At 60.5% G+C, this 14,934-nt stretch carries 15 protein-coding genes; 9 read left to right on the forward strand and 6 right to left on the reverse strand.

What is annotated here, in order from left to right:
* Positions 1-6: 6 nt before the first annotated feature.
* The 7 genes from rpsP (at position 7) to leuC (ending at position 5,946) form a co-directional block, all read left to right on the forward strand.
* Entirely contained in the window at positions 7-375 is a 369-nt protein-coding gene (rpsP, locus tag KQ933_RS18620; protein ID WP_216756231.1) for a 30S ribosomal protein S16, read from the forward strand.
* A gap of 126 nt (positions 376-501) precedes the next feature.
* A complete protein-coding gene (gene rimM / locus KQ933_RS18625) occupies positions 502-1,071 on the forward strand; it encodes a ribosome maturation factor RimM (protein ID WP_216756232.1) in 570 nt (189 codons plus the stop codon).
* Positions 1,072-1,076: 5 nt separating this feature from the next.
* Complete coding sequence (gene trmD / locus KQ933_RS18630; RefSeq protein WP_216756233.1) at positions 1,077-1,778, forward strand: tRNA (guanosine(37)-N1)-methyltransferase TrmD; 702 nt, start codon at positions 1,077-1,079, stop codon at positions 1,776-1,778.
* A 198-nt stretch (positions 1,779-1,976) separates the two neighbouring features.
* On the forward strand, positions 1,977-2,513 hold the full coding sequence (gene rplS, locus KQ933_RS18635; protein ID WP_037070794.1) for a 50S ribosomal protein L19: 537 nt from the start codon (positions 1,977-1,979) through the stop codon (positions 2,511-2,513).
* Between the two features lie 147 nt (positions 2,514-2,660).
* Positions 2,661-3,458: a basic amino acid ABC transporter substrate-binding protein gene (locus KQ933_RS18640; RefSeq protein ID WP_216756234.1), complete on the forward strand. Its 798-nt coding sequence runs from the start codon at positions 2,661-2,663 to the stop codon at positions 3,456-3,458.
* Between the two features lie 18 nt (positions 3,459-3,476).
* Positions 3,477-4,295 (forward strand): amino acid ABC transporter permease, encoded by an 819-nt coding sequence (locus KQ933_RS18645; protein WP_216756235.1) that lies wholly within the window; start codon positions 3,477-3,479, stop codon positions 4,293-4,295.
* 241 nt (positions 4,296-4,536) lie between these two features.
* Complete coding sequence (leuC, locus tag KQ933_RS18650; RefSeq protein WP_216756236.1) at positions 4,537-5,946, forward strand: 3-isopropylmalate dehydratase large subunit; 1,410 nt, start codon at positions 4,537-4,539, stop codon at positions 5,944-5,946.
* Positions 5,947-6,026: 80 nt separating this feature from the next.
* Here the strand turns inward: leuC and KQ933_RS18655 are convergent, their stop codons facing one another.
* A complete protein-coding gene (locus tag KQ933_RS18655; RefSeq protein ID WP_216756237.1) occupies positions 6,027-6,857 on the reverse strand; it encodes an aldo/keto reductase in 831 nt (276 codons plus the stop codon).
* A gap of 146 nt (positions 6,858-7,003) precedes the next feature.
* Entirely contained in the window at positions 7,004-7,552 is a 549-nt protein-coding gene (locus tag KQ933_RS18660) for a L,D-transpeptidase (RefSeq protein ID WP_216756238.1), read from the reverse strand.
* A gap of 138 nt (positions 7,553-7,690) precedes the next feature.
* Between KQ933_RS18660 and KQ933_RS18665 the strand changes: the two genes are divergently transcribed.
* Together KQ933_RS18665 and KQ933_RS18670 are read left to right on the forward strand one after the other, a co-directional pair.
* Positions 7,691-8,374 carry a response regulator transcription factor gene (locus KQ933_RS18665; RefSeq protein WP_112564470.1) on the forward strand — a complete coding sequence of 228 codons (684 nt, stop codon included), beginning with the start codon at positions 7,691-7,693 and terminating at the stop codon, positions 8,372-8,374.
* Between the two features lies 1 nt (position 8,375).
* Positions 8,376-8,831, forward strand: coding sequence for a cyclic nucleotide-binding domain-containing protein (locus KQ933_RS18670; RefSeq protein ID WP_216756239.1), 456 nt, complete (start codon positions 8,376-8,378; stop codon positions 8,829-8,831).
* Between the two features lie 6 nt (positions 8,832-8,837).
* On the opposite strand, the gene KQ933_RS18675 is transcribed toward KQ933_RS18670, so the two are convergent.
* The 4 genes from KQ933_RS18675 to KQ933_RS18690 all read right to left on the reverse strand — a co-directional run bounded on the left by KQ933_RS18675 (position 8,838) and on the right by KQ933_RS18690 (position 14,907).
* Complete coding sequence (locus KQ933_RS18675; RefSeq protein ID WP_216756240.1) at positions 8,838-9,641, reverse strand: exodeoxyribonuclease III; 804 nt, start codon at positions 9,639-9,641, stop codon at positions 8,838-8,840.
* A gap of 99 nt (positions 9,642-9,740) precedes the next feature.
* A complete protein-coding gene (locus KQ933_RS18680) occupies positions 9,741-10,424 on the reverse strand; it encodes an outer membrane lipoprotein carrier protein LolA (RefSeq protein WP_216756241.1) in 684 nt (227 codons plus the stop codon).
* 135 nt (positions 10,425-10,559) lie between these two features.
* The gene (locus KQ933_RS18685) at positions 10,560-13,235 is read right to left on the reverse strand and encodes a DNA translocase FtsK (protein ID WP_216756242.1); all 2,676 of its coding nucleotides are present in this window, start codon (positions 13,233-13,235) and stop codon (positions 10,560-10,562) included.
* Positions 13,236-13,473: 238 nt separating this feature from the next.
* Positions 13,474-14,907, reverse strand: coding sequence for an ammonium transporter (locus tag KQ933_RS18690; protein WP_216756243.1), 1,434 nt, complete (start codon positions 14,905-14,907; stop codon positions 13,474-13,476).
* Positions 14,908-14,934 lie beyond the last annotated feature (27 nt).

The following is a 14,934-nucleotide window of genomic DNA, read 5'->3' on the forward strand; positions in this document are numbered from 1 at the left end:
AAGAACATGGCACTGAAAATTCGTCTCGCACGCGGTGGTTCCAAGAAGCGCCCGTATTACCACGTCGTTCTCGCCGATGCCCGCAGCCCGCGTGACGGCCGCTTCCTTGAGAATCTCGGTTCCTGGAACCCGATGCTCTCCAAGGACGATGAGAAGCGCGTTCAGCTGAACGGCGAGCGCATCAAGCACTGGCTCGACCAGGGCGCCCTGCCGACCGACCGCGTCCTGCGCTTCCTCGACGAAGCCGGCATCTCCAAGCGCGAAACCCGCAACAACCCGGTAAAGGCAAAGCCGGGCAAGAAGGCTCAGGAGCGCGCTGCCGAGAAGGCTCAGAAGGCTGCTGACGCCGCTGAAGCTGCTGCTTCCGCCGAATAATCGGTTTCGAACTCATCTGAACGGGCGGCATGACAACATGCCGCCCGTTTTCGTTTCCATTCCCGCCCACTTCGTTTATGAGAGGCGTGATCTCAGCTTCTTGCCTGCGTTCGAATGAAGGAACCCATGACCAAGCTTGAAAACCCGGTGCTGATGGCAACCATCGGCGGCGCGCAGGGCATTCGCGGGGAGGTGCGTGTAAAGGCATATACGGCCGATCCGACCGCGCTCGGCGACTATGGCCACCTGCACAGCATGGATGGACGCGTTTTCGAAATTCTCGAATTGCGCGAGATGAAGAACATGGTCGTGGTCCGCTTCCGCGGCATCAACGACCGCAATGCTGCCGAGGCGCTGAACGGCCTAGAACTCTATATGGAACGCGACAGCCTGCCGGATGAGGAACTGGAGGACGACGAGTTCTTCTACGCCGATCTGGAAGGGCTGGAAGCCTATGACGACAAGGGCATCAACTACGGCACCGTGACCGGCGTCTTCGATTTCGGCGCCGGCGATCTGCTGGAGCTCAAAGGCCCCGGCAAACGTCCTGTCCTTATCCCTTTCTCGGAAGCCTCCGTACTGGAAATCGATCTCGAAGCCGGCAAGCTGCTCATCGACCCGCTTGCAGCGGGCCTCATCGACGATCCTGACGATCTCAAGGGACTTGCTCCCGACAAGCCGAAGAAAAAGAAGTAAGCGCCATGGCGTTCCGGGCGACCGTGCTGACACTCTATCCGGAAATGTTTCCGGGCCACCTTGGCTTCTCTCTCGCCGGCAAGGCGGCCGAACGCGGGCAATGGTCGCTCGATGCCGTTCAGATCCGTGATTTTGCCACCGACAAGCACCACACCGTCGATGACACACCTGCCGGCGGCGGTGCCGGCATGGTGCTGAAGCCCGACGTGCTCGCCCGGGCAATCGACAGCGCCTCCGAAAATGACACCCGCCCACGTCTGCTGATGAGCCCGCGCGGCAAACCGCTGACACAGGAGCGCGTGCGCCGGCTGGCGACCGGTGATGGCGTCATCATCGTCTGCGGCCGTTTCGAAGGCGTCGACCAGCGGGTGATCGAGGCGCGCGAACTCGAAGAAGTTTCGATCGGCGATTACGTACTGTCAGGCGGGGAGCCGGCCGCGCTGATCGTGCTCGACGCGATCGTGCGCATTCTGCCGGGCGTGATGGGCAATGATCTCTCGGGCCTGCACGAGAGTTTCGAAGGCGGGCTTCTGGAACATCCGCACTACACCCGCCCGCAGGGATGGGAAGGCCGCGAGATTCCGGCAATCCTGACATCGGGCAATCACGGTGCCATCGAGAAATGGCGACACGAACAAGCGGTTGCGCTGACAAAGGAACGGCGGCCGGACCTGATTGCGGCGCAAAAGGCCGGAAAAACCGGCTGATTTCACAAATTTGTCGTCCAAGGGATGACAAGCGGATGTCTTTCGTGTAATGGCCCACGCGGAAATGGGGCTAGCCCCGTCTGCCAGCAAACAAAGAATGGCGAATCCGTTCCCGCCTGGAAAGGCAAACTCCGGAGGCATCGACCGAAGGACAATGTGAGCGCTCTGGCTGTTTCAGAAGAACCAAAGGTTAAGACGATGAACATCATTCAGCAGCTTGAGGCCGAACAGGCCGCCAAGATCGAAGCCAAGCGCACCCTTCCTGAATTCTCTCCGGGCGACACCGTCCGCGTCAACGTGAAGGTCACGGAAGGCAACCGTACCCGCGTTCAGGCCTATGAAGGCGTTTGCATCGCTCGCTCCGGCGGTGGTCTGCAGGAAAACTTCACAGTCCGCAAGATCTCCTACGGCGAAGGCGTCGAGCGCGTATTCCCGGTTTACTCCCCGATGATCGAAAGCGTCGAAGTCGTTCGCCGCGGTAAGGTCCGTCGCGCCAAGCTCTACTATCTGCGCGATCGTCGCGGTAAGTCGGCTCGTATCGTCGAGAACACCGGCACCCGCGCCCGCAAGCTCAACGATGCCGAGCGTCAGGCCCTTGCCGAGGAAAAGGCACGTATCGAAGCTGAAAAGGTTGCAGCCGCACAGGCTCTCGCCGCCGAAAAGGCAGCAGCAGAAGCCGCTGAAGCAAAGGCCGCCGCAGAAGCTGCAGCCGCTGCTGAAGGTTCGGCTGAATAAGCATCTCGCGAAAGCGAAATCATTGCATGGGAAAGGCGGTCTTTGGGCCGCCTTTTCTTTTTTTGCGCCGGTGCGTAGCGCTTGCAGCCTTGCCATATCAGTATCTTCCATGACAATTCTGCCGTTCAAATATTGGGGAGCCACACCATGTTCTTTCGCCGTACTGTTCTCGCCGGTCTAACGGCCGCTATGCTTTCGCCGCTCGCAGCCTTTGCCGCCGGCCTGCCGGATCTCGGTGGCAAGACCGTCATCGTGGTGACCGAAAATGCCTATCCGCCGCTGCAGTTCGTCGACCCAAAGTCTGGCAAGGCGATCGGCTGGGAATATGACGCGATGAACGAGATCGCCAAGCGGCTGAACTTCAAGGTCGAGTACCAGAACACGAGCTGGGACGCGATGATCCAGGCCGTGTCCGACGGACAATACAATATCGGCATGACCGGCATCACCATCAAGGACGATCGCAAGCAGAAGATCGACTTCTCCGATCCCTACATGCGTTCGCAGCAGTTCATGCTGGTGCGAGGTGATGAGAAGCGCTTCACCGACGCCAAAAGCTTCGGAGCCTTCAACGACGGCCTGATCGGCGCCCAGCCCGGCACTTCGCCCTTCTATACAGCCGTCTATGAAATTCTCGACGGTAACGAGCAGAACCCGCGCATCAAGCTCTTCGAAACATTCGGTGCAACCGTGCAAGCTCTGAAGACCGGCGACGTCGACCTCGTTCTGACAGACAGCGTCGCCGCAAAGGGTTATGTCGATTCCTCGAATGGCGGGTTGAAGGTCGTCGGCGAACCGCTCGGCACCGAGGACTTCGGCTTCATCTTCCCGAAAGGTTCCGACCTTGTCGCTCCCGTTAACGCGGCCATTGCCGACCTAAAGGCGGACGGCACCTTTGATGCGCTGAACAAGAAGTGGTTCCTCGACCACAAGATGGGCCAATAATCCTCTGAGCGATCCCAGATGGCACTACCACCATCCCCGCGACACGAGAAGGACGACCGTCCCTGGTGGCTGGTCGTCCTTGTTCTGATCGGCATCATTCTCGCCGTCGTCATCATCGCCAACGACATTTACACTCAGGTCTTCCGCACTGTCGCGAACGGCATCGGTGTTACTGTGTTCGTGACACTCGTCGCCTTCCTCCTGGCAACGGTGTTCGGTCTCGGCATCGCTCTGCTCGGCCTCTCAGACAGTCTGGTGCTGCGCCAGATCGCCCGCTTCTACATCGAGATTATCAGAGGCATTCCGATCCTCGTCCTGCTGTTCTACATAGCCTTTGTCGGCGCACCTGGCGTTGTCGCCGCTTACAATTTTTTGATCACGCCCTTCGTGAAGGCCGGTCTTGCAGAGCCGATCCTGGTGCGCGACCTGTCGCTGATGTGGCGCGCCATCTTCGCGCTCATGATCGGCTATTCGTCCTTCATCGCCGAAATTTTCCGCGCCGGTTTTCAGTCGGTCGATATCGGTCAGATCGAGGCGGCCAAGTCGCTTGGCCTCTCACGCTACCGTCGCTTCCGCCTCGTCGTTTTTCCGCAGGCAATCCGAGTGATCTTTCCGCCGCTCTCCAACGACTTTGTCTCGATGGTGAAGGATTCCTCGCTCGTCTCCGTTCTCGGCGTCGCCGACATCACGCAAATGGGTAAGGTCTATGCCTCCGGCTCCTTCCGCTTCTTCGAGACCTATTCAATCGTCACCTATATCTACCTGATCCTGACGATCGGCCTGTCGCTCTTCCTGCGGCGGATCGAGAAGAAGATGAAGCAGATGCCGCGGCGCTAGGCCCTCAACGATTCGAATTGCCGTTTCGATCAAAAATCGCTATATCCGGCCCCATGGAATCCAAGTTCAGATGCATCGGTGCGCATATTTTCGTGCTGCAGGACCATTATCGCCTGCCGGCACGCTTCTTTGCGTCCGTTTCCGGTGCGCTTAACAGCCGACTTCGTTGATCGAATGACGGCCGGCGGAGCCTGTCCGCCACACCCCCAATTCCATGCTCCAGCCAAAACGGACATTAGCCATGAGCGCACCGCGTACCCTTTACGACAAGATCTGGGCCGATCATCTGGTCGACGAACAGGAAGACGGCACCTGTCTTCTCTACATCGACCGTCACCTGGTCCATGAAGTCACCTCGCCGCAGGCTTTCGAAGGCCTGCGCATGTCCGGCCGCAAGGTCCGCGCGCCCGAAAAGACGCTTGCCGTCGTCGACCATAACGTTCCAACGTCGGCTGACCGTCATCTCGGCATCAAGAACGAGGAAAGCCGCATCCAGGTCGAGCAGCTCGCCAAGAACGCCGCCGAGTTCAACGTCGAATATTATTCCGAGAACGACAAGCGCCAGGGCATCGTCCACATCATCGGACCGGAACAGGGCTTCACCCTGCCAGGCATGACAATCGTTTGCGGCGATAGCCACACCTCCACGCACGGCGCCTTCGGTTCGCTCGCCCACGGTATCGGCACGTCGGAAGTCGAGCACGTTCTCGCGACCCAGACGCTGATCCAGAAGAAGGCGAAGAACATGCTGGTGCAGGTCGACGGCCAGTTGCCGCCGGGTGTCACTGCGAAGGACATCGTTCTTGCCATCATCGGCGAGATCGGCACGGCGGGCGGCACCGGCTACGTCATCGAATATGCCGGCGAAGCAATTCGCTCGCTGTCGATGGAAGGCCGCATGACGATTTGCAACATGTCGATCGAAGGTGGCGCCCGCGCCGGCCTGATCGCCCCTGATGACATCACCTTCGAATATATCAAGGGCAAGCCGCGCGCGCCGAAGGGCGAAGCCCTGGAACAGGCGATTGCCTACTGGAAGACGCTGAAGTCCGACGAAGGTGCCCATTTCGACCGTATCGTCAACCTGAACGCGGCCGAACTGCCGCCGATCGTCTCCTGGGGTTCCTCGCCGGAAGACGTCGTCTCCGTTCAGGGCATCGTACCAAACCCGGATGAGATCCAGGACGAGACGAAGCGTGCCTCCAAGTGGCGCGCGCTCGACTATATGGGCCTGAAGCCGGGCACGAAGATGACCGACATTGCTGTCGATCGCGTCTTCATCGGCTCCTGCACCAATGGCCGCATCGAGGATCTGCGGGCCGCCGCAAAGGTCGTTGAGGGCAAGACCGTTGCCTCCTCCGTCAACGCCATGATCGTTCCGGGCTCCGGCCTCGTGAAGGAACAGGCGGAAGCCGAGGGCCTCGACAAGATCTTCAAGGCCGCGGGCTTCGACTGGCGCGAGCCGGGTTGCTCCATGTGCCTCGCCATGAACGACGACCGCCTGAAGCCGGGCGAGCGTTGCGCCTCGACCTCGAACCGCAACTTCGAAGGCCGCCAGGGCTTCAAGGGCCGCACGCATCTCGTCTCGCCCGCCATGGCCGCCGCAGCCGCGATTGCCGGCCACTTCGTCGATATCCGCGAGTGGAACTGATCTCTCTCGGACATCCGAGATGATAAAAGCCCGGCTTCGTGCCGGGCTTTTTAGTTGAGCAGCTGCAGAGGTGACAGCGCTTAGAACGTCGCCGTGTACGGATCCGGACCCATGCGGGCGCCGGCGCTGTCGAGCTTGGCGATCGCAGCCATGTCTTCACCGTCAAGCTTGAAATCGAAGACGTTGAAGTTCTCCTCGATACGCGAGGGCGTCACCGACTTCGGAATGACGACGAGGCCGGTATCGATGTGCCAGCGGATAATGATCTGCGCCGGCGTCTTCCTATGTTTGGCGGCAATCTGGCCGATGACCGGATTGGAGATGAAGCGGCCCTGACCGAGCGGGCTCCAGGATTCCGTGACGATATTCAGCTTCTTATGCGCTTCCTGCGCCGCCTTCTGCTGAAAGTCCGGATGCAACTCGATCTGGTTGATGACCGGAACCACGCCTGTATCGCCGATGATATGATCGAGATGATCGGGATAGAAGTTCGACACGCCGATGGAGCGTACGCGGCCTTCTTCCCTTAAGCGCACGAAAGCCTTCCAGGTTTCGCGATAAAGCCCGCGATGCGGCGACGGCCAGTGAATGAGATAGAGATCGATATAATCGCTGCCGAGCTTCTTCAGGCTGACCTCGAAGGCACGCAGCGCATTGTCGTAACCCTGGTCGGTATTGCGCAGCTTCGTGGTGACGAAGATGTCCTTGCGGTCGACGCCGGAGGAACGGATGCCTTCGCCGACACCCTCTTCATTGTCATAGCCGGAGGCCGTATCGATATGGCGATAGCCGGCGGCAATGGCGGTGCGCACGGTCGGAGCCGCGATATCTTGCGGCGTCTGCCAAACGCCGAGACCCAGCTGGGGAATGGAATGTCCGTCGTGGAAAGTCATAATGGGCTGAGTAGTCACAATATATCTCCGGAAGTTTGAAGGAATGGCCAAAGACACGAATTGAATGGGGCATGAATTGAAGCCGCGAAGCGGTTTTCCCTGGACGCATCGCAGCCCGCGCGTCCGGTCGAAAGTCCATATAGGTCAGAGAGCCTGCAATACAATCAGAGAACGCGGACGATTGTTCCCTTTCTGAGGTGAGGAAGAATACGGCACATGTCGCGGGCGCTGATCGCAACGCAGCCGGCGGTCGGCTCGTATCCCGGCCGGATGAGATGGAAAAAGATCGCCGAGCCGTGGTTGCGTGCCCGAGAGGTCACGTTCCAGTCGAGCACCAGGCAGATATCGTAAAGCCCGTCCTTCCGCTTCATCTCTTCATGGCTCGCTTTAAACGGCGCCCTGACCAGCCTATTGTAATTCGCATCGGCGGGCTGATCGCACCACAGCATGTCGGAGCGGATGTGCTTGATGGGCAGCGTAGTGGGGAGACGGCCGTTTCGTTCGCCGCGCCGGAAACCGTAGAGCAGCCGCATGGCGGCAATCGGCGTCGCCCCGTCGCCTTCCCGCTTGATCACCGTACGACCGCTGCGACCGATCGCGGCGGGCAAGATGAGCGGGCCGAAACGGACGATGGCCCTGCTCGGTTTGCCCGGCGCGGCACGCACAACGAGCGTTGAGGGCCTCCTGTTTCGCTCTCGCCTTGCTTTTTCCATTTTTCTCGCATGTTCTTGAATTGCCTTGGGCTTCGATTGAAACCATATCAAACCCCAGGCGGCAACGTCAGACCGCCGATCCTTGCCAAATGTGGAATTTGGCGTAGGAGTATCTGACCAACGCAAGGACGCACCCGCATGACCGCACGCACCATTCTTCTGGTGGATGACGACGACGACCTTCGCCAGACACTGACGGAGCAATTGTCGTTGTATGAGGAATTCACGGTTCTCCAGGAAGCGACCGCGGGCAAGGGCGTCCAGGCTGCCCGCTCCAATCCAGTCGATCTGCTCATCATGGACGTCGGCCTGCCCGATATGGACGGCCGCGAGGCGGTGAAGCTGCTGCGCAAGGGCGGCTTCAAGGCTCCGATCATCATGCTGACCGGCCACGACACGGATTCCGACACGATCCTCGGCCTTGAGGCCGGCGCCAACGACTATGTCACCAAGCCCTTCCGTTTCGCCGTGCTCCTGGCTCGCATCCGCGTGCAGCTTCGCCAGCACGAACAGAGCGAAGACGCTACCTTCACGGTCGGCCCCTATCTCTTCAAACCGAGCCAGAAGCTGCTGACGACCGACAACGGCCAGAAGATCCGCCTGACGGAAAAGGAAGCGGCGATCATCCGCTATCTCTACCGCGCCGAACAGAAGGTCGTCACCCGCGACGTGCTGCTGGAAGAAGTCTGGGGCTACAATTCCGGCGTGACCACCCACACGCTGGAAACCCACGTTTACCGCCTGCGCCAGAAGATCGAGCGGGACCCATCCAATGCCGAGATCCTCGTGACGGAAAACGGCGGCTACAAGATCATCCCTTAGCATGTCTCTTTCTGACGATATCCATCTGCTGTCGCAGCTTCCGCTCTTCAAGGACATGAACGAAGACCAGCTGCGTCTAATTGCCTTCGGTGCCGACCGTCGCGTGATTGCCGCCGGGCAGATGCTGTTCCGTCAGGGCTCGCCCGCCGAAAGCGCCTATGTGATCACCAGCGGCAGCCTCGAGCTTAGCGTGACGGGATCCGATGGCATGGGACGGACCGAAGCGATCGCAGGCCCCGGTGCACTGATTTCGGAATTGGCACTCATAACGCTGGTGGAACGCAAGTTCACGGCGATCGCACGCGAGGATACCGGCATTATCCGCATCACTCGGGCGCTGTTCCATCGCCTGATCGAGGAATATCCCTCGGCCGCGCGCATCATGGAAAACCGTATCCGCGACAGTATTGCCGATCTTGCGGCGCAAGCCGCAAGCCAGTTTCACCGTTTCAGCTGACTCATGTCAGAGATTGAGATGCACGGTCACCGGCACATGGTCGGACGGCCGGTCCCAGCCGCGCGCTTCCTTGAGCACCTCGATGCGTTGCAGGTGCGGACCAAGGTCGGGCGAGGACCAGATATGGTCGAGGCGCCGGCCCTTGTCGGCAGCTTCCCAATCCTTCGCGCGGTAGCTCCACCACGTGTAGAGCTTCTCATTAGCAGGCACATGCTGGCGCATCAGATCGTGCCAGCCGCCGCGCTTCATCACCTCGATAAGCCCATCGGTTTCGACAGGCGTATGGCTGACGATCTTCAGAAGCTGCTTATGCGACCAGACATCGTGCTCCAGCGGAGCGATATTGAGATCGCCGACAAGAATCGCTGACGTATTCGGCTCGGCACTGGCCTTCAAGTTCTTCATCTCCTCGATGAAATCGAGCTTGTGGCCGAATTTTGGATTGATCGTGCGGTCCGGCTCGTCGCCGCCGGCGGGCACATAGAAATTGTGCAGGCGGATGCGCCGGTTGCCGCGCTCGAAGACCGCCGAGATGTGGCGCGCGTCGCCGACATTGCAGTAGTCCTGCCGGTGATCCTCGGTCAGCGGCACGCGGGAGGCGATGGCAACTCCGTGATAGCCCTTCTGGCCGTGGATGATGATGTGCTCGTAGCCCATGGCGCGTAGCGGTGCCAACGGGAAGAGGTCGTTCGGAACCTTGGTTTCCTGCAGGCAGATGATATCGGGCCGTTGCTTCAGCACAAGCTGCTCGACGATCGGCATGCGCAGCCGCACCGAATTGATGTTCCAGGTGGTGATGGAAAAACTCATGCCATGCCCTTTCAGATCCCTCTGAAAAGGCTTTAGAGCAAAGGCGTCGGCGAGAAAACCGGCCGCAGGCAAAAGCGGCCGGCGATCAACCGAAAAGCATCAGTCGCGGTTTGCCGAGGTGCCCTTGATATCCTCGTAAGGCACGCGGAAGACGCGCTGGTCGAAGGCAACGCCGGTCTTGACGTTGAAAATCATCACCGACGTGTCCTTGCCCTGGTTGTCAGTGATCGTCCACTGGCGGAGATCATAAGTCTTCGGGTCGAACATCATCGTGATGGTCGAGCTGCCGAACACCGTATTGTTGCCGAGCGAGATCGTCGTCAGATCGGACTCTTGTTTCACGCCCTTCACCATGCCGGCGGAAAGGTCGATACGTGGCGCAAGCAGCAGGCTGAGCGGCGTCTTGGAGAGCGGATAGAGATCCCAGGTCTTCAGTTTCACGTTGCCGATCGCGACATTCCTGCCGTCGGCAATGACGCGCATCGGCGACGGATCGTCATAGTTGAAGCGCAGCTTGCCGGGACGCTCGATGAAGAACTTGCCGCCGGTCTGTTCGCCACGAGGGCCGAACTGCACGAACTCGCCCTGCATGGTGGCGACGCCGGAGAAATGATCGGCAATCGCCTGTGCCGTGGCGCTGTTGGCAGCGGGTGCTGCCGCCTGGGCGACCTGGGCTAGAGCGGGAAACGGAACGGCGGTTGCAACGGCAGCAACGGCGAGGACGCCAAAAACGTCACGGCGGGTTACCGGCAGGCCGGAAAAGATGGGCACGGAGTTGGTCATGTGAACCTCCTGTATGCGATCTGCATGCCGCCGAAAGGCGGCGTCTTCAAGGCGCCGCGATCGCCCGGTGAAAGGTAACGGATTACATGCCCCGAGGTTTCCACCGGATGGGCGGCGCAGCAAAATTATTCTGTATCAGCGGTCGAGAATATCCCCGTCCGTCGGCACGAGAATCTCGCGTTTGCCGGCATGGTTGGCAGGGCCGATGATGCCCTCCTGCTCCATGCGCTCGATCAGCGAGGCAGCACGATTATAACCGATACCGAGTCTACGCTGAACATAGGACGTGGATGCCTTACCGTCACGCAGCACGATGGCGACGGCCTGATCGTAGGGGTCTTCGGAATCGGCGAGATTTGCCGTGCCGGCCGGACCGCCGCCATAATCACCATCCTCGTCGTCATCGGCAGTGATGGCATCGAGATATTGCGGCGAGCCCTGCGTCTTCAGATAGGAGACGATCTCCTCGACCTCGACGTCGGACACGAAAGGACCATGGACACGCTGGATGCGGCCGCCGCCGGCCATATAGAGCATGTCGCCCATGCCGAGCAGTTGTTCTGCCCCCTGCTCGCCAAGGATCGTGCGGCTGTCGATCTTCGAGGTCACCTGGAAGGAGATGCGGGTCGGGAAGTTCGCCTTGATTGTACCGGTGATGACGTCGACCGACGGACGCTGCGTTGCCATGATGACATGGATACCGGCCGCACGCGCCATCTGCGCAAGGCGCTGCACGGCCCCTTCGATATCCTTGCCGGCGACCATCATCAGGTCGGCCATTTCGTCGATGATGACGACGATATAGGGCATCGGCTGCAGATCGAATTCCTCGGTCTCGTAGACCGCTTCGCCGGTCTGCCGGTCAAAACCGGTCTGCACCGTGCGCGAAATCGTGTCCCCCTTGGCCAGCGCCTGCTCGACGCGCGTGTTGAAGCCATCGATATTGCGCACACCGATCTTCGACATCTTCTTGTAGCGCTCTTCCATCTCACGGACGGTCCACTTGAGCGCAATGACGGCCTTCTTGGGATCGGTGACGACGGGCGAGAGCAGATGCGGGATGCCGTCATAGACGGAGAGTTCGAGCATCTTCGGGTCAATCATAATGAGACGGCACTGTTCCGGCGTCATGCGGTAGAGCAGTGACAGAATCATCGTGTTGATGGCGACGGACTTACCCGAGCCGGTCGTACCGGCAACGAGCAGATGCGGCATCTTCGCAAGATCGGCGATGACGGCTTCACCGCCGATCGTCTTACCGAGCGCCATTGCGAGCTTCGCTTTGGAGCCTTCGAAGTCGCGCGACCCGATCAGCTCGCGCAGATAAACGGTTTCGCGCGTCTGGTTCGGCAGTTCGATACCAATTGCGTTGCGGCCCGGGACGACTGCGACACGAGCGGCGATCGCGCTCATCGAGCGGGCAATATCGTCGGCGAGGCCGATAACGCGGGACGACTTGATGCCGGGCGCCGGCTCCAGTTCGTAGAGCGTGACGACGGGGCCGGGGCGGACATGGATGATCTCGCCCTTGACGCCAAAATCCTCAAGCACGCCTTCCAGCATGCGGGCATTCTGCTCCAGCGCATCGGCCGAAAGCGTGGAATCGCGCACGACGTTCTTGGGCTCGGCGAGCAGATGCATGGAGGGAAGCTGGAAACCTTCCGGCCGGATGAACGAACCCTGCGCCTCGCGTTCGACGCGCGCGCCAGGCTTCGGGCGAGCCGAGGCGGGAATGACGCGCGGCTCGGGCTTGGCGGACGATTTCGCCGGTGCGCGGATCATCCAGTCATCGTCATCATCGTCGGGCAGGATATCGGCCGGACGCGGCGGCATGTCGGCATAAAACGGCGAATCGTCGTCTTCGTCCTCATCGTCGTCGAGTGAAATGGAGGGCGCCGAGACGACGCGGCGGCTCGATGCGGCACGCGCCTCCATGGAGGGATCCATCCGCTCGCCCCGCGCGGCGGGCTTGGCGCGCACCGGCTCGTTCAGCGTACCGAATTCATCGTCGTTGAAATCATAAGGCGATTCGAAATCGCTCTGGCGGCGCTTGCGCGGACCCATGCCGAAAAGCCGGCGGAAACGGGCCTGGTTCATGTACCAGGCATGTGTCATGGCACCGCTAAAGGCCATCCAGCGGGACCCATCGTCGTCTTCATCCTCTTCGCCGACAACGCGCGCCTTACTGCGCGTATCGACATAATCCTCTTCTTCGTCTTCCTCCTCGTCGAGCTCGCTGCGGCCGACGATACCGGCAGCAAAAAGCATCATCCAGGCAGTTGGGATAGCAAAGACGCAGCCGACAGCCGTGGCGAAAACGCCGGTCGGATAAGCGCCGACAAAGAGCGCCGGAAAGCGCAGGATCATGTCACCGATGACCCCGCCGATACCGTTCGGGATCGGCCAGGTGAGCGGCGGCGGGAAGCAGCCGATGACGGCGGACGACAGCATGGTTCCGGCAAGCCAGGCACCGGCACGTGCCGGAATGCGGCTGATTCGGCGGCCGGAAATCAGCGCCAGCGCCCAGGCAACGATCGGCAGCATCGAGACGACGCTTGCGAGCCCCAGGAACTGCATGGCGACGTCGGCAAAGGCAGCACCGCTATAACCGAGTACATTGGTCGGCAGGTTGCCGGTAGCGTAGGAATAGCTGGGATCGGTGACGTTCCATGTCGCAAGCGCCGCTACCGCGAGCGCCAAGAGCAGGAAGACCGCAAAGCCCATGAGGGCCTGGATCTGCCGCAGCATGAATGCCGAGAAGGAGAACCGGTCAGGACGGCCGTCCATTACCGGAGACGTGCTTCTTGCCATGTGTCTAACCCGTCCAATGCCTGTAGGCACGCGAATCGCAAATGTTTCGCCGCGCCAAATGCGTCCGCTCCACCTAATCAAAGTAGAGTTAAAGCGATGTTAACCATGCATATGCCGGATCGCTAAAAAGAAAAAGGCCCGAACCTTGGAAGGTCCGGGCCAAGAGCGGCTTATGTTTAGATAGGCCGCGACGGGCCGTTCAGCGGCGCCCTTGTGCCGGACGCCGCAAACCCTTTGATTAAGCGTGATAGGCAGCTTCGCCGTGCGTTGCGAGGTCGAGACCTTCGCGCTCGGCTTCGACCGAAACGCGCAGGCCGATGATGACATCGACGATCTTGTAGAGGATCGCCGAGCCGATGCCCGACCACAGAAGCGTCGTGAGCACGCCCTTGGCCTGGGCCAGAACCTGCGTTGCCGTGCCGGCATAGGAGGCAGCGAAATCGGCCGTCGAGTAGTCGACGATACCGGCGCCACCGAGGGCCGGGTTGACGAGGATGCCGGTGCCGAGAGCGCCGACGATGCCGCCGATGCAATGGACACCGAAGACGTCGAGGCTGTCGTCATAGTTGAACTTGTTCTTCACAACGTCGACGAAGAAGTAGCAGACCGGCGAGACGATGAGACCGAGAACGATCGAACCCATCGGGCCGGCAAAACCTGCCGCCGGGGTAACGGCGACGAGGCCGGCAACTGCGCCGGAAGCGCCGCCGAGCATGGAAGCCTTGCCGCGAGCGAAGCTTTCGACGATGCACCAGGACACGGCGGCAGCGGCCGTCGCGACGAAGGTGTTGATCATGGCAAGCGATGCATAGGCATTGGCTTCGAGGTTGGAGCCTGCGTTGAAGCCGAACCAGCCGACCCAGAGCAGCGATGCGCCGACCATGGTGAGCGTCATCGAGTGCGGAGCCATGATCTCCTTCTTATAGCCGGTGCGCTTGCCGAGCATGATGGCGCCGACGAGGCCGGCGATACCAGCATTGATGTGAACGACCGTGCCGCCGGCAAAATCGATTGCGCCATAGGAGAAGATCAGGCCGGCCGGCGAGGTGTAGGAGCTCGGACCGCCCCAGAACCAGACCATGTGCGCCATCGGGAAGTAGATGAAGGTAACCCAGAGCACGACGAACAGCATGACGGCCGAGAACTTGATGCGTTCGGCGAATGCGCCGACGATCAGGCCGGGCGTGATGCAGGCGAAGGTCATCTGGAATACGATGAAGGTGTATTCAGGGATGGCGACGCCCTTCGAGAAGGTTTCGGCCAGCGACGAGGTGTTGACCCCGGCGAGAAACGCCTTGGAGAAGCCGCCGACGAAGCTGTTCAGCGAGCCGCCATCGGTGAAGGCGAGCGAATAGCCGTAGGTCACCCAGATCAGCGCCACGACGGCGGTGATCATGAAGACCTGCATCAGAACGGAGAGCATGTTCTTGGCACGCACCAGGCCGCCGTAGAAAAGCGCAAGGCCGGGGATCGTCATCAGGAGGACGAGCGCCGAGGAGACGAGCATCCAGGTATTGTCACCCTTGTCCATGGTGAAGGCCGGAGCAGCAGCGGCTGCAGCATCGGCGGCTGCCGGGGCTGCTTCCTGCGCGAAAGCGACGACCGGCGCCAGGAGAGCGGCTGAAAGGGCGCCTACCCGTGCGATGTTGGAGGAAAACTTCGAAATTGACATTGGAAATAGCTCCTTGATCTGCCGTTC

The organism is Rhizobium sp. WYJ-E13 (genome assembly GCF_018987265.1).
In the GTDB taxonomy this organism is placed as follows: domain Bacteria; phylum Pseudomonadota; class Alphaproteobacteria; order Rhizobiales; family Rhizobiaceae; genus Rhizobium.

Coding starts and splice junctions, on each gene's coding strand:
- leuC (WP_216756236.1), top strand. CDS start 4,537: ATGAGCGCACCGCGTACCCTTTACGACAAGATCTGGGCCGATCATCTG.
- KQ933_RS18640 (WP_216756234.1), top strand. CDS start 2,661: ATGTTCTTTCGCCGTACTGTTCTCGCCGGTCTAACGGCCGCTATGCTT.
- KQ933_RS18685 (WP_216756242.1), bottom strand. CDS start 13,235: ATGGCAAGAAGCACGTCTCCGGTAATGGACGGCCGTCCTGACCGGTTC.
- KQ933_RS18690 (WP_216756243.1), bottom strand. CDS start 14,907: ATGTCAATTTCGAAGTTTTCCTCCAACATCGCACGGGTAGGCGCCCTT.
- rimM (WP_216756232.1), top strand. CDS start 502: ATGACCAAGCTTGAAAACCCGGTGCTGATGGCAACCATCGGCGGCGCG.
- rplS (WP_037070794.1), top strand. CDS start 1,977: ATGAACATCATTCAGCAGCTTGAGGCCGAACAGGCCGCCAAGATCGAA.
- KQ933_RS18645 (WP_216756235.1), top strand. CDS start 3,477: ATGGCACTACCACCATCCCCGCGACACGAGAAGGACGACCGTCCCTGG.
- KQ933_RS18660 (WP_216756238.1), bottom strand. CDS start 7,552: ATGGAAAAAGCAAGGCGAGAGCGAAACAGGAGGCCCTCAACGCTCGTT.
- KQ933_RS18680 (WP_216756241.1), bottom strand. CDS start 10,424: ATGACCAACTCCGTGCCCATCTTTTCCGGCCTGCCGGTAACCCGCCGT.
- KQ933_RS18670 (WP_216756239.1), top strand. CDS start 8,376: ATGTCTCTTTCTGACGATATCCATCTGCTGTCGCAGCTTCCGCTCTTC.
- KQ933_RS18675 (WP_216756240.1), bottom strand. CDS start 9,641: ATGAGTTTTTCCATCACCACCTGGAACATCAATTCGGTGCGGCTGCGC.
- rpsP (WP_216756231.1), top strand. CDS start 7: ATGGCACTGAAAATTCGTCTCGCACGCGGTGGTTCCAAGAAGCGCCCG.
- KQ933_RS18665 (WP_112564470.1), top strand. CDS start 7,691: ATGACCGCACGCACCATTCTTCTGGTGGATGACGACGACGACCTTCGC.
- trmD (WP_216756233.1), top strand. CDS start 1,077: ATGGCGTTCCGGGCGACCGTGCTGACACTCTATCCGGAAATGTTTCCG.